This is a genomic window from Cupriavidus ulmosensis, from assembly GCF_977008105.1.
In genome coordinates, this window is the sequence record NZ_CDRMWP010000001.1 from 3,191,005 (window position 1) to 3,210,450 (window position 19,446).

The 19,446-nt window shown below is 67.8% G+C and carries 14 protein-coding genes; 6 read left to right on the forward strand and 8 right to left on the reverse strand.

Annotated elements, in window-relative coordinates:
* Positions 1 to 20: 20 nt before the first annotated feature.
* The 4 genes from ACWTPI_RS14725 to polA form a co-directional block, all read right to left on the reverse strand.
* Positions 21 to 803 carry a ZIP family metal transporter gene (locus ACWTPI_RS14725; RefSeq protein ID WP_369796860.1) on the reverse strand — a complete coding sequence of 261 codons (783 nt, stop codon included), beginning with the start codon at positions 801 to 803 and terminating at the stop codon, positions 21 to 23.
* Positions 804 to 1,008: 205 nt separating this feature from the next.
* Positions 1,009 to 1,881 carry a dienelactone hydrolase family protein gene (locus ACWTPI_RS14730; RefSeq protein WP_020200890.1) on the reverse strand — a complete coding sequence of 291 codons (873 nt, stop codon included), beginning with the start codon at positions 1,879 to 1,881 and terminating at the stop codon, positions 1,009 to 1,011.
* A gap of 100 nt (positions 1,882 to 1,981) precedes the next feature.
* On the reverse strand, positions 1,982 to 3,310 hold the full coding sequence (locus ACWTPI_RS14735; RefSeq protein WP_454732008.1) for an NAD(P)/FAD-dependent oxidoreductase: 1,329 nt from the start codon (positions 3,308 to 3,310) through the stop codon (positions 1,982 to 1,984).
* Between the two features lie 177 nt (positions 3,311 to 3,487).
* Positions 3,488 to 6,301 carry a DNA polymerase I gene (gene polA, locus ACWTPI_RS14740; RefSeq protein WP_454732009.1) on the reverse strand — a complete coding sequence of 938 codons (2,814 nt, stop codon included), beginning with the start codon at positions 6,299 to 6,301 and terminating at the stop codon, positions 3,488 to 3,490.
* 4 nt (positions 6,302 to 6,305) lie between these two features.
* Here polA and ACWTPI_RS14745 point away from each other — a divergent pair, with 4 nt between their 5' ends.
* The 4 genes from ACWTPI_RS14745 to ACWTPI_RS14760 all read left to right on the forward strand — a co-directional run bounded on the left by ACWTPI_RS14745 (position 6,306) and on the right by ACWTPI_RS14760 (position 9,900).
* Complete coding sequence (locus tag ACWTPI_RS14745) at positions 6,306 to 7,244, forward strand: LOG family protein (protein ID WP_081651299.1); 939 nt, start codon at positions 6,306 to 6,308, stop codon at positions 7,242 to 7,244.
* Positions 7,245 to 7,444: 200 nt separating this feature from the next.
* On the forward strand, positions 7,445 to 7,873 hold the full coding sequence (locus tag ACWTPI_RS14750) for a DUF2782 domain-containing protein (RefSeq protein ID WP_029043170.1): 429 nt from the start codon (positions 7,445 to 7,447) through the stop codon (positions 7,871 to 7,873).
* A gap of 237 nt (positions 7,874 to 8,110) precedes the next feature.
* A complete protein-coding gene (locus tag ACWTPI_RS14755) occupies positions 8,111 to 9,094 on the forward strand; it encodes a homoserine kinase (RefSeq protein WP_454732010.1) in 984 nt (327 codons plus the stop codon).
* Positions 9,095 to 9,099: 5 nt separating this feature from the next.
* Positions 9,100 to 9,900, forward strand: coding sequence for a BPSS1780 family membrane protein (locus tag ACWTPI_RS14760; protein WP_020200896.1), 801 nt, complete (start codon positions 9,100 to 9,102; stop codon positions 9,898 to 9,900).
* A 10-nt stretch (positions 9,901 to 9,910) separates the two neighbouring features.
* Here ACWTPI_RS14760 and ACWTPI_RS14765 read toward each other — a convergent pair whose 3' ends face one another.
* Positions 9,911 to 12,265 (reverse strand): UvrD-helicase domain-containing protein, encoded by a 2,355-nt coding sequence (locus tag ACWTPI_RS14765; RefSeq protein ID WP_454732011.1) that lies wholly within the window; start codon positions 12,263 to 12,265, stop codon positions 9,911 to 9,913.
* 390 nt (positions 12,266 to 12,655) lie between these two features.
* Here ACWTPI_RS14765 and ACWTPI_RS14770 point away from each other — a divergent pair, with 390 nt between their 5' ends.
* Positions 12,656 to 15,523, forward strand: a complete 2,868-nt coding sequence (locus tag ACWTPI_RS14770) for a valine--tRNA ligase (protein ID WP_454732012.1) — start codon at positions 12,656 to 12,658, stop codon at positions 15,521 to 15,523.
* Positions 15,524 to 15,576: 53 nt separating this feature from the next.
* Positions 15,577 to 16,446, forward strand: a complete 870-nt coding sequence (gene galU / locus ACWTPI_RS14775) for a UTP--glucose-1-phosphate uridylyltransferase GalU (RefSeq protein WP_059411296.1) — start codon at positions 15,577 to 15,579, stop codon at positions 16,444 to 16,446.
* A gap of 960 nt (positions 16,447 to 17,406) precedes the next feature.
* Here the strand turns inward: galU and ACWTPI_RS14780 are convergent.
* From ACWTPI_RS14780 to ACWTPI_RS14790, 3 genes are all read right to left on the reverse strand, one after another.
* Positions 17,407 to 17,634 carry a sulfurtransferase TusA family protein gene (locus tag ACWTPI_RS14780; RefSeq protein ID WP_011297045.1) on the reverse strand — a complete coding sequence of 76 codons (228 nt, stop codon included), beginning with the start codon at positions 17,632 to 17,634 and terminating at the stop codon, positions 17,407 to 17,409.
* Positions 17,635 to 17,659: 25 nt separating this feature from the next.
* On the reverse strand, positions 17,660 to 18,247 hold the full coding sequence (locus ACWTPI_RS14785) for an NUDIX domain-containing protein (protein WP_454732013.1): 588 nt from the start codon (positions 18,245 to 18,247) through the stop codon (positions 17,660 to 17,662).
* Between the two features lie 140 nt (positions 18,248 to 18,387).
* On the reverse strand, positions 18,388 to 19,419 hold the full coding sequence (locus ACWTPI_RS14790; protein ID WP_454732014.1) for a threonine aldolase family protein: 1,032 nt from the start codon (positions 19,417 to 19,419) through the stop codon (positions 18,388 to 18,390).
* Positions 19,420 to 19,446 lie beyond the last annotated feature (27 nt).

Here is a 19,446-nt window from a genome sequence, read left to right on the forward strand (position 1 = left end):
CCGCGCGCGGCCCGCGCGGCTTACTTGCCGGCCGCCGCCGCGTGCGCGCGGCCGTGGCCGTGGCCTTCGTGCACGCCGTTGGTGATGAAGAAGATGGCGCCGATCCCGGCCGCCACCAGCACCATCTGGATGATCGACTCGCGCCAGCGCGGCTTGCGCTGCATCTGCGGCATCAGGTCGCTCACGGCGATGTAGACGAAGCTGCTCGAGGCGATCACCAGCACGTAGGGAATCCAGCCGCTCATCTGGTCGAGCAGGTAGTACCCGACCAGCCCGCCGGCGATGGCCGCCAGGCTCGACAGCAGGTTGAAGGCGAACGCGCGCACCTTCGAGAAACCCGCATTGAGCAGCACGATGAAGTCGCCCACTTCCTGCGGGATCTCGTGCGCGGCGATGGCCAGCGCCGTGACCAGGCCGATGTGCGGATCGGCCAGGAAGGCGGCGGCGATCACGATGCCGTCGGCGAAATTGTGGAAGGTGTCGCCGACCAGGATGGTCAGGCCGCTGCGCCCGGCTTCCTCGCGGTCGTGGCCGTGGTGGTGGTGGTGCCCGTCGCCCTCGTGGTGGTGCGAGTGGCGCAGCAGCGCGATCTTTTCCAGCAGGAAGAAGCCCAGCAGGCCGGCCAGCAGCGTGCCGAACAGCGCGCGCGGATCGGCGCCCGACTCGAACGCCTCCGGCAGCGAATGCAGCAGCGCGGTGGCCAGCAGCACCCCGACCGAGAAGCTCACCATGCGCTCCACCACGCGCGAGGCCACCGTCAGCGACAGCAGCGCCGCTCCGAAGATACTGCCCACCCCGGAGATGGTGGCGGCCAGCAGGATGTAGGCAAGGGTGGAATCGATGATGGGCTCCCGGGGCCGGCGATGCGCCCCACGGGGAGCGGCACCGGCCTCAAACGCAACAGTGTTGCAAGAAACGAAGCCCGCATTGTACGTAGATTGGCGCCGACTTTGCAAATGCCGCGTCCGCCGGCCACCCCTGCGCGTGATTACGCGCAATTACATGCGATTACACGCCGTGCTGCCTGAACCACGCCAGGCAGCGCTGCCAGCCGTCCTTGGCGTCGGCGGCGACGTAGCTCGGCCGGTAGTCGGCGTTGAACGCATGGCCGGCATCCGGATACACCACGAACACGGACGCGCGGGCGTTGGCATTGTCCGCGGCGGCCAGCGCCGCCTTCATCCGCGCCACGTGCTCCTGCGTGATGCCGGTGTCCTTGGCGCCGTACAGGCCCAGCACCGGCACCTTGAGCTCGCCGGCCACGTCGACCGGGTTGCGCGGCTTGAGCGCGCTGGGCTCGCCCACGAGCTGGCCGTACCAGGCCACGGCGGCCTTGAGCTGCCGGTTGCGCGCGGCGTACAGCCAGGCGACGCGCCCGCCCCAGCAAAAGCCGGTGATGGCCAGCCGGCCGGCGTCGCCGCCATTGGCGAAGGCCCACGCCGCGGCGGCGTCGAGGTCGCCCAGCACCTGCGCGTCCGGCACCTTGGCGATCAACTGGGTCTGCAATTCCTGCAAGGTGCCGAAGCTGTTCGGGTCGCCCTGGCGCGCGAACAGCTCGGGCGCGATGGCCAGGTAGCCCAGCTTGGCGAAGCGCCGGCAGATGTCGGCGATATGCTCGTGCACGCCGAAAATCTCGCTCACCACCAGCACCACCGGCAGATTGGTCTTGCCTTCGGGCTGGGCGCGGTAGGCCGGCATGTTGAAGCCGCTCGAGGCGATGGTGACTTCGCCGGCGGTGAGCCCGGCGAAGTCGGTCTTGATGGTCTGCGCCGACACCGGCAGGACAGCGGCGGCGAATGCCGAGCCCAGCGCGGTCTTGACGAACGCCCGGCGGTCGAAGGACTGTCCGGGTACGAGGCTTTCCACTTCAGGCTTCAGCATGAGGTCTCCTGCTTGGCGGGTTGGGGAGACCGATTCTAAGCAAACATGGCGTACCGCGCACGCCGGAGCCGCGCGCCCTGCCCCACCCTGCTCTCAACCCTCAGTGCAGCTTCACGCGCGGGCTGGTCTTGCTGCGCAGCCAGTGGGTCACGGTATCGAGCGCCATGCGCACGGCGCCGTGCAGCGCCAGCACGTGCATGCGGTACAGCGAGGTGTACATCACGCGCGCCATCAGCCCCTCGATGAACATCGAGCCGCCGATCAGCCCGCCCATCAGGCTGCCCACCGCGCTGAAATGCCCGAGCGACACCAGCGAGCCCAGGTCCTTGAACTGGAACGCCGGCAGCGGCTTGCCGGCCAGGCGCGCGCACAGCGCGCCGTAGAGGAAGGTGGCCTGCTGGTGCGCGGCCTGGGCGCGCGGCGGCACCGTGCCCTGCTTCTCCGGCCACGGGCAACTGGCGCAGTCGCCGAAGGCGAAGATGTCCGGATCGGTCTCGCTCTGCAGCGTGGGCCCCACCACGATCTGCCCCATGCGGCTGACCAGCAGGCCGAGCGTAGCCAGCACCGGCGGCGCGGTGATGCCGGCCGCCCACACCGTCAGGTCGGCGTCGATGCGCTTGCCGCTGGCGGTCAGCACCGCGTCCGTGGTGACCTCGGTGACGCGCTCGGCGGTGAAGACGTCGATGCCGAGCTTGTGCAGCAGCTTGGTGGTCTCGGTGGAGACGCGCTCGGACAGCGCCGGCAGGATGCGCGGGCCGGCCTCGATCACGTGGATGCGCACGTCGCGGCGCGGGTCGAGCTGGTGCAGGCCGTAGGCGCTCAGCACGTGCGCGGTGTTGCGCAGCTCCGCCGACAGTTCCACGCCGGTGGCGCCGGCGCCGATGATGGCCACGTCCACGCACGGCCGCCCGTCCGCGCCGACGCGCCCGCCGCCGTTCTGCGCGCGCACGCAGGCCGCGATCAGGCGGCGGCGGAAGCGTTCGGCCTGCGCCACGGTGTCGAGCGCGATGGCGTTGGCGGCGGCGCCCGGCACGCCGAAGAAATGCGTGACGCAGCCGATCGCCAGCACCAGCGTGTCGTAGGGCAGCTCGCGCGCGGGCAGCAGCTCCATGCCGTCGAGGTCGACGCAGGCGGCCACCGAGATGGTCTTGCGGGCGCGGTCGATGCCGGTCAGCTCGCCCTGCTGGAACTCGAAGTCGTGCCAGCGCGCCTGCGCCACGTATTCGAGCTGGTGGGTGTTGGGGTCCATGCTGCCGGCGGCGACTTCGTGCAGCAGCGGCTTCCAGATGTGGGTCGGCGAGCGGTCCACCAGCACCACCCGCGCGGCCCCGCTCTTGCCGAGCTTATCGCCCAGCCGCGTGACCAGTTCCAGCCCGCCCGCGCCACCGCCGACCACGATGATGCGATGCGCCCTTGCCTCTGTACTCATGATCTACCCAGTGTCGTCGATAGGCTTGTTGCCCGGCCGGTGCGCGCGGACCGGCCGGGCCTTGGCGCCAGTCTGCTGCACGGCAGCAGGACTGGCAAGCCGCCATTCACCGATTCAGCGGTCGCTTCAATCGAAACCGGATGCAGGCACGGCGGCGCGCGTGGGCGGGCCCGGCGCTCAGTGCGCTTCTTCCCAGTTGCTGCCGCTGCCCACTTCGGCCACCAGCGGTACGCGCAGCTTCGCCACGTTGCACATCAGCTCCGGCAGCCTGACCTTGACCAGCGCCAGCTCCGCCTCGGGGACTTCCAGCACCAGTTCGTCGTGCACCTGCATGATCTGGCGCGTGCCGAGCCGGTCCGCCTCGAGCCAGTCCTGCACGGCGATCATCGACAGCTTGATGAGGTCGGCCGCGGTGCCCTGCATCGGCGCGTTGATGGCCGCGCGCTCGGCGCCCTGGCGGCGCGGGCCGTTGCCGCCGTTGATGTCCGGCAGCCACAGGCGACGGCCGAACACGGTCTCGACGAAACCCTGCTCGCGCGCGGTCTGGCGCGTCTCTTCCATGTAGTGCGCCACGCCCGGATAGCGCATGAAATAGCGGTCGATGTAGTGCCGCGCGGCTTCGCGCTCGATGCCGAGATTGCTGGCCAGGCCGAACGCGCTCATGCCGTAGATCAGGCCGAAGTTGATGACCTTGGCGTAGCGGCGCTGCTCGCTGCTGACCGCGGCCGGGTCCACGCCGAAGATTTCCGCGGCGGTGGCGCGGTGCACGTCCGCGCCCTCGGCGAACGCGCGCGTCAGGTTCTCGTCGCCCGAGATATGGGCCATGATGCGCAGCTCGATCTGCGAGTAGTCGGCCGAGACGATCACGTTGCCGGGGCCGGCGATGAACGCCTCGCGGATGCGGCGGCCTTCCTCGGTGCGCACCGGGATGTTCTGCAGGTTGGGATCGGTCGAGGCCAGGCGCCCCGTCACCGCGGTAGCCTGTCCGTAGCTGGTGTGCACGCGCCCGGTGGCCGCGTTGACCATCTTGGGCAGCTTGTCGGTATAGGTGGACTTGAGCTTGGACAGGCCGCGGTAGTCCAGCAGCAGCTTGGGCAGCGGATAGTCCTCGGCCAGCTTCTGCAGCACCTCTTCGTCGGTGGAGGGCGCGCCGCTGGCGGTCTTCTTGACCACCGGCAGCTTCATCTGGCCGAACAGGATCTCGCCGATCTGCTTGGGCGAGCCGAGGTTGAACGGCTGGCCGGCCGCGTCGTAGGCGGCCTGCTCGAGCTCCAGCATGCGCTGGCCGAGCTGCGCGCTCTGCGCGGCCAGGCGCTCGGCGTCGATCAGCACGCCGTTGCGCTCGATCTTCTGCAGCACCACCGAGACCGGCATCTCGATCTTCTCGTAGACGTAGAGCAGCTTGTCCAGCGCCTCGAGCTGCGGGTACATGTTGCGGTGCAGGCGCAGCGTGACGTCGGCATCCTCGGCGGCGTACTCGGTGGCGCGCGCGATGTCGATCTGGTCGAAGCAGATCTGGTTCACGCCCTTGCCGCACACTTCCTCGTAGGTGATGGTCTTGAGGCCGAGCAGGCGCTCGGCCAGGCTGTCCATGCCGTGGTTGCGGTGCGAGGCCAGCACGTAGCTCTGCAGCATGGTGTCGTGCGCGACGCCGCGCAGCGCCACGCCGTGGTTGGCGAACACGTGCACGTCGTACTTGAGATGCTGGCCGAGCTTGGCGCGCGACGGGTCTTCGAGCCACGCGCGCATGCGCCCGAGCACGAACTCGCGCGACAACTGGCCGCGCCCTTCCAGGCCCACCACGTCGGGGCCGGCGTGGGCCACCGGGATATAGACCGCCTCGCCCGGCTCGATCGACATCGAGATGCCGACCATCTGCGCCTGCATCGGGTCGAGCGAAGTGGTCTCGGTGTCGATGGCCACCAGCGGCGCGGCTTCCACGCGGCGCATGAATGCTTCCAGTTCGGCCTCGGTGGTGATGGCTTCGTAGCGGATCTGCGCCGGCGCGGCATCGAACAGCCCGCCCTGGGCCGGGCCGGCGGCCGGGCCATTCCCCTGCGCGCTACCCTGCGGCAGCGGCTCGCCGGCGCGCGCGCGCGCCTGGGCGCGCGGATCGGGCAGGCTCTCGCCGGTGGCTTCGCGCAGCCAGGTCTTGAAGCCATAGCGCGAGAAGAACTCGACCAGCTTCTCCCTGTCCTCGCCGGCGTCCTTGAGATGGTGGAAATCGCCCAGCGCGGCCGTCAGGTCGCAGTCGGTCTTGACCGTCACCAGCTCGCGCGCCCTGGGCAGCCACGCCAGCGTGTTGCGCAGGTTCTCGCCGACCACGCCCTTGATGCCGGCGGCATTGGCCATGATGTCGTCGAGCGTGCCGTATTCGGTCAGCCACTTGACCGCGGTCTTGGGCCCCACCTTGGGCACGCCGGGCACGTTGTCCACCGCGTCGCCGATCAGCGAGAGATAGTCGACGATGCGCTGCGGCGGCACGCCGAACTTGGCCACCACGCCGGGCGGGTCGAGCACCTCGCCGCTCATGGTGTTGACCAGCGTGACATGCTCGTCCACCAGTTGCGCGAGGTCCTTGTCGCCGGTGGAGACCACCGTGCGCATGCCCTCGGCGGTGGCCTGGCGCGCCAGCGTGCCGATCACGTCGTCGGCCTCCACGCCGTCCACCACCACGATGGGCCAGCCCAGCGCGCGCACCGCGTCGTGGATCGGCTCGATCTGCCTGGCCAGATCCTCGGGCATCGAGGGGCGATGCTCCTTGTAGGCGGGGTAGAGATCGTCGCGGAAGGTCTTGCCCTTGGCGTCGAACACGCAGGCGCTATACTCTGCCGGAAAATCGTTGCGCAGCTTGCGCAGCATATTGATCATGCCGTAGATTGCCCCTGTGGGCAGCCCCTCCGCGTTCCTCAGGTCCGGCAGGGCGTGATACGCGCGATACAAATAGCTCGACCCATCGACGAGCAAGAGTGTTTTTGGACTATCCGACATTCCCATGGACTCAAAATTGACTGGTGCCGCCGCAGGCGGTGCGAACGCCGCTCCCCGCTCGGACGCGGCAGGCGCCGCCGAACCGGCCGCGGCACTCAAGCAGGCCGCGCAGGGCAGCATGACCACCGCGGCCGATATGGATGTGAACGTGACGGTCAGCGCCGCTGCCGAGGGCCCCGGAGATACATCCCCCGCCGCCGGCATCCGCGCCAACCCGCGCAAGATGATTCCCAGCCTGCGCGCGCTGGCCGACGAAGACCGCGCCACCGCAAAGAAAGCACGCGCTTCGTGGCAAATGTTCACGATTATGGCAGAGTTCATCGAGGCGACCGAGTACCTCTCGGAGATCCGCCCGGCGGTGTCGATCTACGGCAGCGCGCGCCTGCGCGAGGATTCGCCGTACTACCAGCGCACCATCGAGATCGCGCGCCTGTTCTCGGACGCCGGCTTCGCCGTGATCTCGGGCGGCGGCCCCGGCATCATGGAGGCCGCCAACAAGGGCGCCCACGCCGGCAAGTCGGCCAGCGTCGGCCTGAACATCGAGCTGCCGCACGAACAGCAGGGCAATCCGTACCAGGACATCGCCATGCGCTTTCGCCACTTCTTCACGCGCAAGGTCACTTTCGTCAAGAACTCGGACGCCTTCATCGTGATGCCGGGCGGCTTCGGCACCCTCGACGAACTCGCCGAGGTGCTGACCCTGGTGCAGACCGGCAAGTCGCGCGCGGTGCCGGTGGTGCTGTTCGGCAGCCGCTTCTGGAAGGGTCTGCTCGACTGGTTCCGCTTCACGCTGCTGCCGATGGGCCTGATCGCCGAGCACGACCTCGACCTGATGAAGATCGTCGACGAGCCGCATGAAGTGCTCGAAGCGGTATATGAATACTACGAGCAGCGCGGCGGCGACAACCCGATCCCGCCCAAGGAGGAGATGTTCTACCTGTAGTGCCGCCTGTCATGCCGCCGGCCGTGCCACGGGCAGGCCGGCGCGCGCGCCCGGGTGCCCGGCGGATCACCGCGGGAGCCCGGCGCGGGCAGGAATTGCTAGAATGGAAGCCTGATCCACTGCCAAAGCCCGGCGCCGCCGGGCTGCAGCGCCATTCGCGATGCAGCATGCCCGATTGCTGGATCGCACAGGAGCCCTGAATGACCTCCCCCTCCCTCCTGGCCGCCGCGAGCGCGGGCGCGCCGGAGCAGCCGTTCCCGGCATCCGCCCGGATGCTGGCCGCCGCCGTCCTGCTGGCGCTCGGCGTGCCGTTCGCGGCGCTGGCGCAGCAAGGCACCGAACAGGTCGGCGGCGCGCTGACCCAGCAAGAGCTCAACGAGATCAACAACAGCCCGATCGCCCCGCCGGCCAAGACGCAGCTCAACCAGCCGCGCGAGCCGAGCTTCCAGCTCAACGAGCCGGACGGCACGCAGATCCGGGAATACCGCAACAAAGGCCAGGCCACGGACATCGAGGTCAAGTCCGGGGTCGGCACCAAGTACCAGATGAGCAAGCCGGAGGACAGCTCGCCGAAGATCCGCGACCGCGAAATGAACCGCGTGCCGTCGGTCAACGTGCTGCAGTTCTGAGCCATGCGCGGGCCGGATGGCGCAATCCGGCCCGTGCGCGGGGCCTCCGGGCCATGACGCCGGCATGCGGCCGCGGGCGCTTGCGCCCGGAGACGCGTCCGGCTACCGCTTTTCCGATTTCCCACGACCCCGCCAGGCCAGCGCGGCGGGGCCGCGCCGGCAACATCCGGCATCCACGCCGCGGCGATGCGCAAGCGTTTGCGCGCGCCGCCATCCGTTTCGATTCACACAAAGAGTATGGCCGTATTCACCACGGTCTCGCCGGACGAGATCGCCAGTTGGCTCCTTGACTACGACCTGGGCGAAATGCGCGAATTGCGCGGCATCGCCTCGGGCATCGAGAACAGCAATTTCTTCCTGACCACGGAGCGGGAGGATGGCACGCACGAGTACGTGCTGACCATCTTCGAGCGGCTGACCTTCGCGCAGCTGCCGTATTACCTGCACCTGATGGCCCACCTGGCCGGGCACGGCATCCGCGTGCCGGCGCCGGTGCCGGGCCGCGACGGCGAGATCCTGCGCGCGCTCAAGGGCAAGCCGGCCACCATCGTCACGCGCCTGCCGGGCAGCTCGCAGCTCGCGCCCGCGGCCGGGCACTGCGCCGAGGTCGGCGACATGCTCGCGCGCATGCACCTGGCCGGCCAGAGCTATCCGCGCCAGCAGCCCAACCTGCGCAGCCTGCCGTGGTGGCAGCAGACCGAGACCGAGATCCTGCCGTTCCTCGATGCCGGCCAGCGCGCGCTGCTGCAGCAGGAACTGGCGCACCAGGCCGCCTTCTTCCACGGCGCCGACTACGCCGCGCTGCCGGGCGGCCCCTGCCACTGCGACCTGTTCCGCGACAACGCCCTGTTCGAGACCGACGGGCACGGCCACGACAAGCTCGGCGGCTTCTTCGACTTCTACTTCGCCGGCAACGACAAGTGGCTGTTCGACCTGGCCGTCACCGTCAACGACTGGTGCATCGACCTGGCCAGCGGCGCGCTCGACGACACGCGCGCCCGCGCGCTGCTGCGGGCCTATCATGCGGTAAGGCCGCTGGGCGCGGTCGAGGCGGCACGCTGGCGCGACATGCTGCGCGCCGGCGCGCTGCGTTTCTGGGTCTCGCGCCTGTGGGACTTCTACCTCCCGCGCGAGGCCGACATGCTGCAGCCGCACGACCCGACCCATTTCGAACGCATCCTGCGCCGGCGCATCGAAGCCGCCGCGCTGCCCTGGACCTGAGCATCATGCAATTACTGGAAGTTTCCGCCAAGGAAGGTTATGTCTGGTTCCGCCAGGGCGTCTGGCTGTTCCGCAAGAACCCGCTCGCCTTCCTGATGCTGCTGTTCATCTACCTGATCGCCGCGCAACTGGCCGTGTTCGTGCCGCTGATCGGCATCATCGCGCTGCTGGTGATCACCCCCGGGCTGTCGGTCGGCATCATGACCGCCTGCCGCGAGGTGATCCAGAACAAGCGGGTGCTGCCCACCGTGCTGCTGGCGGGATTCCGCGCCAACGGCAAGCTGGCCAGCCGCAACCTGCTGGTGCTCGGCGGCATCTACGCCGCGCTGGTGTTCGTGCTGAGCCTGATCGCCGGCAGCCTGGTGGACATCAGCACGCTGGTGCCGATCCTGCTCAAGGAGGAAGCGCCCTCGCCCGACGCCGTGCGCCAGCTCTATTTCGCGCTGATGATCGGCGCCGCGCTGTACACGCCGATCGCCATGATGTTCTGGTTCGCCCCGCTGCTGACCGCTTGGCACAACGTGCCGCCGGTCAAGGCGCTGTTCTTCAGCTGGACCGCGTGCTGGCGCAACCGCGGCGCCTTCCTGGCCTACGCGGTGGTGTTCGCGGTGCTGCTGGTGGCGATTCCGTTCTTCCTCGAGGCGCTGTTCGGCGCGCTCGGCGCCGAGACCCTGCTCTCGTTCCTGGTCACGCCGTACTCGCTGCTGATGCTGGCGATCATGTACTGCTCGTTCTACGCGACCTACCGCGGCTGCTTCAACGTGGTCCCGGAAAACCCGGCCGGCAGCCTCGACACCGCGGCATGACGGCGCGCCTTCAGTCGATCGGGTCCAGCTTCGCGACCGACAGCGCCAGCCACTTGGCGCCGTGGCGCTTGAACTCGATGTTGGCGCGCGCATCGGCGCCGTCGCCCTCGAGCGCCTTGATGACACCCTCGCCGAACTTGTTGTGGAACACGCTCTGGCCGATGCGCAGGCCGGAGCCGGCCTCGCGCTTGGCGTCGGCGTAGCCGTTGCCGGTATCCATGCCGCCGGTGGGCTTGGTGCCCGAGTAGGGCACGTCCTCGGGCTTCTTGAACCAGTCGCGGCCCCAGCCGCTTTCGCTCTGCTGGCGGCGCTGCGCGCCGTAGGACGGCGCCTGCGGCTGCAGCCACTTGAGCGCTTCCTCGGGCAACTCCTCGAAGAAGCGCGAGCGCACGTGATAGCGCATCTGCCCGTGCAGCACGCGGCTCTGCGCGAACGACAGGTAGAGCCGCTCGCGCGCGCGCGTGATGGCCACGTACATCAGGCGGCGCTCTTCCTCCAGCCCGTCGGCCTCGTTGGCGCTGTTCTCGTGCGGGAACAGGCCCTCCTCCAGCCCGGTGATGAACACCGCGTTGAACTCCAGCCCCTTGGCCGCGTGCACGGTCATCATCTGCACCGCGTCCTGGCCGGCCTGCGCCTGGTTGTCGCCGGCCTCGAGCGAGGCGTGGGTCAGGAAGGCCACCAGCGGCGTCATCACCACCGGCAGCGCCTCGGGGTCCAGCACCTGCTGCGCCTGGTCGCCGTCGGCCAGCGCCGGCAGCACCTGCGCGCCGTCGCGCCCGACCGGGATCGCGCTGGCCAGCGCGTCCAGGCCGTAGCCTTCCTCCATCACGAAGGCCTGCGCCGCCGTCACCAGTTCCTGCAGGTTCTCGATGCGGTCCTGGCCTTCCTTCTCGCCGCGGTAATACTCGATCAGGCCGCTGGTGTTGGTCACGTACTCGACCGTCTCCGGCAGCGTCAGGCGGCGCGTCTCGGCGTGCATCTTCTCGATCAGCCGCACGAAGGCGCCGAGCGTGCTACCGGCCTTGCCGGGCACGTAGGCCACCGCCTCGGCCAGCGAGCAGCCGTACTGGCGCGCGGCGTCCTGCAGCGCCTCCAGCGAGCGCGCGCCGATGCCGCGCGCGGGGAAGTTCACCACGCGCCCGAAGGCGGCGTCGTTGCGCGGGTTCTCCAGCAGTTGCAGGTAGGCCAGCGCGTGCTTGACTTCGGCGCGCTCGAAGAAGCGCAGGCCGCCGTACACGCGGTACGGGATGCCCGACGAGAACAGCGCGTGCTCGATCACGCGCGACTGCGCGTTGCTGCGGTAGAGGATGGCGATCTCCGCGCGGCTCATGCCCTGCGCCACCAGGTCGCGGATCTCCTCCACCATCCAGGCCGCTTCCTGGCCGTCCGAGCCCGCCTGGAACACCCGCACCGGCTCGCCGTGGCCGGCGTCGGTGCGCAGGTTCTTGCCCAGGCGGCGCGCGTTGTGCGCGATCAGGTGGTTGGCCGAATCGAGGATGTGGCCGTGCGAGCGGTAGTTCTGCTCGAGCTTGATCATGTGGCGCACGCGGAACTCATGCTCGAAGTCGCGCATGTTGCCGACGTTGGCGCCGCGGAACGCATAGATGCTCTGGTCGTCGTCGCCCACCGCGAACACCGCGGCCGGGTTGGGCGTGCCGAAGCCGGCCAGCAGCTTGAGCCAGCGGTACTGCAGCACGTTGGTGTCCTGGAACTCGTCCACCAGGACGTGGCGGAAGCGGTGCTGGTAATGCTGGCGGATGGCGTCGTGGTAGCGCAGCAGCTCGTAGCAGCGCAGCAGCAGCTCGGCGAAGTCGACCACGCCTTCGCGCTGGCACTGCTGGTCGTAGGCGGCGTAGAGGTCGACGAAGCGGCGGTTGAAGTCGTCGTTGGCCTCCACGTCGGCCGGGCGCAGGCCCTGCTCCTTGGCGTTGTTGATGAAGTACTGCAGGCTCTTGGGCGGGTACTTCTCGTCGTCCACGTTGAGCGACTTGAGCAGGCGCTTGAGCGCCGAGAGCTGGTCCTGGCTGTCGAGGATGGCGAAGGTCTGCGGCAGCCCGGCGTCGCGGAAATGCGCGCGCAGCATGCGATTGCACAGGCCGTGGAAGGTGCCGATCCACATGCCGCGCGTGTTGATCGGCAGCATCGCGGTGAGCCGCGCGGTCATTTCCTTGGCGGCCTTGTTGGTGAACGTCACCGCCAGCAGGCCGGCCGGCGACACGCGCCCGTTCTGGATCAGCCAGGCGATGCGCGTGGTCAGCACGCGGGTCTTGCCGCTGCCCGCGCCCGCCAGGATCAGTGCCGGTTCGTCAGGCAGGGTGACGGCGGCAAGTTGTTCGGCGTTGAGATTGGCAAGCAGGTCGGACATCGGGAGGCCTTGTGGAATGCCGGGAATTATACCGGGGCGCCTCCATCGCCCGTGCCTGCGGCCCGGCGTGGCCCGGCGCGGGGCCGCGCGGGGCCGCGGACACGGCCGCCAGGCCACGTGATCCCCTCGCAGGAAGTATCCGGAAATCCACCCGGCGCGCGCGGACGGCGGCAAAATGGCGCCCGGATTGCGCAGGCATCGTGGCCCGGTGCCCGCGGATCGCGCCCGGATCGGCGTCCCGGCTCGCCCCGGGGACGGCGCGGAACCGGCCTGCGCGGGGTCTTTTCCCGCGCAGGCATCCCGCCTCCCCTATAATTTGACGTTTTCCCCGGCGCGTTTGCCCCGCCCGCCTGGGCCGCAGAATCCGACGCAATCATCGACACCCCGAGCATGACCGCCCAAGACCAGTCCCTTGCCAAGAGCTTCGAACCCGCCGCCATTGAGGCCAAGTGGGGCCCAGAGTGGGAGAAGCGCGGCATCGCGAAGCCGACCCTAGACTCGGACCGCCCCGATTTCTGCATCCAGCTGCCGCCGCCCAATGTGACCGGCACGCTGCACATGGGCCATGCCTTCAACCAGACCATCATGGACGGCCTGGCCCGCCACGCGCGCATGTCCGGCGCCAACACGCTGTGGGTGCCCGGCACCGACCACGCCGGCATCGCCACCCAGATCGTGGTGGAGCGCCAGCTCGAGTCCCAGGGCGTCTCGCGCCACGAGCTCGGCCGCGAGAAGTTCACCGAGAAGGTGTGGGCCTGGAAGGAAGAGTCCGGCTCGACCATCACGCGCCAGATCCGCCGCATGGGCGCCTCGATCGACTGGAGCCACGAATATTTCACGATGTCACCGGAGATGTCGAAGGCGGTCACCGAAGTGTTCGTGCGCCTGTACGAGCAGGGCCTGATCTACCGCGGCAAGCGCCTGGTCAACTGGGACCCGGTGCTGGGCACCGCGGTGTCCGACCTGGAAGTGGAGAACGTCGAGGAAGAAGGCTCGATGTGGCACATCCGCTATCCGCTCACCGAAGCCGACGGCGTGCGCGGCCTGACCCACCTGACCGTGGCCACCACCCGCCCGGAAACCATGCTGGGCGACGTCGCCGTGATGGTGCACCCGGAAGACGAGCGCTATGCGCACCTGATCGGCAAGTCGGTGCGCCTGCCGCTGACCGGCCGCGACATCCCGGTCATCGCCGACGACTACGTCGACCGCGAGTTCGGCACCGGCGTGGTCAAGGTCACGCCGGGCCACGACTTCAACGACTACGCGGTGGGCCAGCGCCACGGCCTGCCGCAGCTGTCCATCCTCACGCTCGACGCCAGGATCGTCGCCGACGCGCCGGCGGCCTACGCCGGGCTGGACCGCTTCGACGCGCGCAAGCGCATCGTCGACGACCTCGACGCGCAGGGCCTGCTGGCCGAGGTCAGGAAGCACAAGCTGATGACGCCGCGCAGCGAGCGCACCGGCAGCGCCATCGAGCCGATGCTGACCGACCAGTGGTTCGTCGCCATGAGCAAGCCGGCGCCCGAAGGCACCTTCTACCCGGGCCGCTCGATCGCCGAGGTGGCGCTCGAGGCCGTGCGCGGCGGCGAGATCAAGCTGATCCCGGAGAACTGGAACAGCACCTACAACCAGTGGCTGGAGAACATCCAGGACTGGTGCATCTCGCGCCAGCTCTGGTGGGGCCACCAGATCCCGGCCTGGTACGACGACAGCGGCAAGTGCTTCGTCGCGCGCACCGAGGAAGACGCGCGCGCGCAGGCCGCGGCCGCCGGCAGCACCGGCGCGCTGCGCCGCGAGGACGACGTGCTCGACACCTGGTTCTCGTCCGCGCTGGTCCCGTTCTCGTCGCTCGGCTGGCCCGCCGAGACGCCCGAACTGCAGCATTTCCTGCCGTCGTCGGCACTTGTCACCGGCTACGACATCATCTTCTTCTGGGTGGCGCGCATGGTCATGATGACCAAGCATTTCACCGGCAAGGTGCCTTTCCACACCGTTTATGTGCACGGCCTGGTGCGCGACTCGGAAGGCAAGAAGATGAGCAAGTCCGAGGGCAACACGCTCGACCCGGTGGACCTGATCGACGGCATCGAGCTCGAGCCGCTGCTCAAGAAGCGCACCACCGGCCTGCGCCGCCCCAAGGACGCGCCCAAGATCGAGAAGAAGACCCGCAAGGAATTCCCCGACGGCATTCCCGCCTTCGGCGCGGACGCGCTGCGCTTCACCTTCGCCTCGCTGGCCACGCTGGGCCGCAACATCAATTTCGACACCGGCCGCTGCGAAGGCTACCGCAACTTCTGCAACAAGCTGTGGAACGCCACCCGCTTCGTGCTGATGAACACCGAAGGCCATGACTGCGGCATGGGCCCGTGCAACAACGACTGCGGCCCGGACGGCTACCTGGACTTCTCCCAGGCCGACCGCTGGATCGTGTCGCTGCTGCAGCGCGTGGAGGGCGAAGTGGAAAAGGGCTTCGCCGAATACCGCTTCGACAATATCGCCAGCGCCATCTACAAGTTCGTGTGGGACGAATACTGCGACTGGTACCTCGAACTGGCCAAGGTGCAGATCCAGAACGGCACGCCGGCGCAGCAGCGCGCCACGCGCCGCACGCTGCTGCGCGTGCTGGAGACGGTGCTGCGCCTGGCCCATCCGATCATCCCCTTCATCACCGAGGAACTGTGGCAGAAGGTGGCCCCGCTCGCCGGCCGCGCCAAGGGCGACGGCAGCGAGACGCTGGCGCTGCAGGCCTACCCGCTGCCGGCCGTGGCCAAGATCGACGAGGCCGCCGAGCAGTGGACCGCGCAGCTCAAGGCGGTGGTCGACGCCTGCCGCAACCTGCGCGGCGAGATGAACATCTCGCCGGCCCAGCGCATCCCGCTCTACGCGCAGGGCGACAGCGCCTTCCTGGCCTCGGCCCAGGCCTATGTGCAGGCGCTGGCGAAACTTTCCGAGGTGAAGGTATTCGAAGACGAGAACGCCCTGATGACGGAAGGCGCCGGCGCGCCGGTGGCCATCGTCGGCGGTAATCGCCTGCTGCTGAAAATCGAGATCGACGTGGCCGCCGAGCGCGCGCGCCTGTCCAAGGAAATAGAGCGCCTCAGCGCCGAGATCGGCAAGTGCCGCGGCAAGCTTTCCAACGAGAGCTTCGTCGCCAAGGCACCGCCGGCCGTGGTCGCGCAGGAAACCCAGCGTCTGTCCGATTTCGAACAGACACTGGGCAAGCTCCAGGATCAACTGGGGCGTCTGCCGGCATGAGCTTTGCGTCACCAGCAGGGTTGTCTACACCGAAACGATAAGGAATACCTGTTATGGAAACCCGTGTCACCAAGGCTGTCTTCCCCGTAGCCGGTCTCGGCACCCGCTTCTTGCCCGCTACCAAGGCCAGCCCCAAGGAAATGCTGCCGGTGGTCGACAAGCCCCTGATCCAGTACGCGGTGGAAGAAGCGATGGCCGCCGGCATCACCGAAATGATCTTCGTGACCGGGCGCTCCAAGCGCGCCATCGAGGACCATTTCGACAAGGCCTACGAGCTCGAGGCCGAGCTGGAAGCCAAGAACAAGCAGGCGCTGCTGTCGCTGGTGCGCTCGATCAAGCCGTCGCACGTGGAATTCTTCTACGTGCGCCAGCCCGAGGCGCTCGGGCTCGGCCACGCCGTGCTGTGCGCCGAAAAGCTGGTCGGCGACGCACCGTTCGCGGTCATGCTGGCCGACGACCTGCTCGACGGCGACCCGCCCGTGATGAAGCAGATGACGGACCTGTACGGCCACTACAACTGCTCCGTGCTGGGCGTGGAAGAAATCGCGCCCGAGCAGAGCCGCTCCTACGGCGTGGTCGACGGCCGCGAATGGGACGAAGGCGTGATCAAGGTCTCGGGCATCGTCGAAAAGCCCGCGCCCGAGGATGCCCCTTCCAACCTCGGCGTGGTCGGCCGCTACATCCTGACGCCGCGCATCTTCGACCATATCCGCAGCCTCAAGCCGGGCGCCGGCGGCGAGTACCAGCTCACCGACGCGATCGGCTCGCTGCTCGGCCAGGAACAGGTGCTGGCCTACCGCTACAAGGGCGTGCGCTACGACTGCGGCAGCAAGCTCGGCTACCTCAAGGCCACCGTGGAGTTCGCGCTCAAGCACCCGGAGGTGATGGACGAATTCGGTACTTACCTGCGTACGCGGGGGTGATTGTTGTAGGTGGTTTTGCTGGATAAGGGAAGCCCTGCAGGGTGGCCGGTTTTTTGGCTGCTTTGCGGGGCTTTTTTTTGTTTTTTGGTTTGCTGGGTGAAGGGTGAGGTTAGGCTGTTTGGTTTTGGGGGCTTTGACTTCAAGGGCTTTAACTTCAAAGGCTTAAAGTCAACATCAAAGTCAAAGGCTTTCGCTCCCCCGGAGCGACCTACTTTCTTTTCCCCGAAAAGAAAGTAGGCAAAGAAAGCGGGCTGCCTGGCCGGCAGGGGCAGAAACGTTGGGATTTCTCTTGTTGGTGGTTTCGTCGTGGGGCCTGTAGTTCTGCCGGGATTCTGCCGTTACCGGTTCGGCTGGCCACGATCTAGCTGGCGGCAGTGGTTTCGGGGTCAGACCTATGATGGCGAGCGCACTGCTGGTTCGGGCATCTGCCGTTACCGGTGCTGGCGGTCACGGCGTAGCACCGCCACTGGTTTCGTGGTGGGCGTGGTGGACCCAGCGCGGGTGTGTGAGGTTTGGATCAGCGTTGAGCGCTCTCGTGTCAGCATCTCTCAAGCAGGTACGTTTCAAGCCGGGGCCACCGCGCCCACCACGAATCCAGTACCGATCGAGACATCGCACCCATCCGCCCCGGTCGCGGCAGCAGCCCGAAGGGCCTGGACCTCCGCCATCATGCAGCGCCACCACGAATCGAACACCACCCGAGAGAACGTGGCCACCAAAACCGGTACCGGCAGAACCCCGGCAGAACCACAGACCCCACCACGAAACCAGAAACACTAGAAACCCCAACGTTTCTGCCCCTGCCGGCCAGGCAGTCCGCTTTCTTGGCTTACTTTCTTTTCGGACAAAAGAAAGTAAGTCGCTCCGGAGGAGCGAAAGCCTTTGACTTTGATGTTGACTTTAAGCCGTTGATTTTGAAGTTAAGCCTTTGACTTTAAAGCCCCCTCAAACCCAAATCCCTCACCGCCTCCGCATATAAAAAACAAACACCTTATCCACCTCCTGATGCGACAGCAACTCATTGCCCGTCTGCTTGGCGAACGCCTGAAAATCACGCGTCGCCCCCGGATCAGTGGCCAGCACCTTGAGCACATCGCCGCTGGCCATGTCGGCCAGCGCCTTCTTGGTACGCAGGATCGGCAGCGGGCAGTTCAGGCCCCGCGCGTCCACTTCTTTCTGGAACTCCATTCCGCTCTTCCTTGGTTCTGGGTATTTATGGCCTGTATTGTAGCGAAGCGCCGGTCAGGTCGAACGCGTCGCGGCGGCGCGGGTCGGGGATGTCCTCGCCGGTGTTGCGGTCGAAGAAGCGCACCGGGTGGCCGCGCGAGGCCAGCCAGTCGGCCACCGCGAAGCCGGTGCCGGCGGACCAGATGCGCATGTCGCCGGGCGCGACCAGCTTGTAGTCGGCCAGTTCTTCCGACAGCGAGACGGTGCCGCTGGCCTGCACGTGGTAGGCGATGATCAGCTCGTTCTTGCGCATGAACTCGTACACGCCGATCAGCGACACCGCGTGCGCGTCCAGGTTGGTCTCCTCCTTGAGCTCGCGCGCCACGCCCTGCTCGGGCGTTTCGTCGCGTTCGAGGAAACCCGTCACCAGGGCGAACATCTTCTCGGGCCAGGCGGCGTTGCGCGCCAGCAGCAGCTTGCCTTCGTACTCGACCACCGCGGCCAGCACCGGCAGCGGGTTGTTCCAGTGGACGAAGCCGCAGTCGGGCTGGACGCAGGCATCGCGCTCGCGGCCGGAATGCGGCAGCACTTCCAGCGGCGAGCCGCATTGGGGGCAGTATCGGTAGTAGGACATTGCGGAGCTCCTTGTCTTTCGGCCTTGCCGGCCTTGTTGTCTGTCTGCCGGCCCGTCGGCTTGCCACGATGCCGGTGTTGCCGCCTGCTTGCCTGCCGGCGCCGCGCCCGGGACCGCACCCGGGCGCGTTCGGGCGATGCTCAGGCGGCGCAGGCCACGCGCATGTCGGCGGCCAGCGCCTCCACGGTTTCCGGCTGCAGGTCCCACGCGCACATGAAGCGGCAGCCGCCCGCGCCGATGAAGGTGTAGAAGCGCCAGCCCTTGGCGCGCAGCGCCTCGATGGCCGTCAGCGGCAGCTCGGCGAAGACCGCGTTGGACTCGGTCGGGAACATGATGCGCACGCCCGGGATGGTGGCGATGCGCTCGTGCAGCAGCTGCGCCATCGCGTTGGCGTGGCGCGCGTTGGCCAGCCACACGTCGTTCTCCAGCAGGCCCAGCCACGGCGCCGAGATGAAGCGCATCTTGGAGGCCAGCTGGCCGGCCTGCTTGACGCGGTAGGCGAAGTCCTCGGCCAGCTTGCGGTCGAAGAACACCACCGCCTCGCCCACCGGCAGGCCGTTCTTGGTGCCGCCGAAGCACAGCACGTCGACGCCGGCGCGCCAGGTGATCTCGGACGGATGCACGCCCAGCGAGGCCACCGCGTTGGCGAAGCGCGCGCCGTCCATGTGCACGCGCAACTGGCGGCGCTTGGCGATGGCGGCGATGGCGCGCACCTCCTCCACCGTGTACACCGTGCCGACCTCGGTCGACTGCGTCAGCGACACCACCTTGGGCTTGGGATAGTGGATGTCGGAGCGGCGCGTGACCAGCGCCTTCACCGCGTCCGGCGTGAGCTTGCCGTTGGGGCCCGGCGCGGTCAGCAGCTTGGAGCCGTTGGAGAAGAATTCCGGGCCGCCGCATTCGTCGGTCTCGATGTGCGCCAGCTCGTGGCAGATCACCGAGTGGTAGGACTGGCACAGCGCCGACAGCGCCAGCGAGTTCGCCGCGGTGCCGTTGAAGACGAAGAAGACTTCGCAATCGGTCTGGAACAGGTCGCGGATGCGGTCGCAGACCTTCTGGGTCCAGGAGTCGTCGCCATAGGCCTGCTCGTGGCCGCTGCCGTTGGCTTCGAGGAAATACTTGAGCGATTCCGGACAGAAGCCGGCGTAGTTGTCGGAGGCGAAATGCTGCATGAAAGGGGAATCCGTGACGGGTGGAAT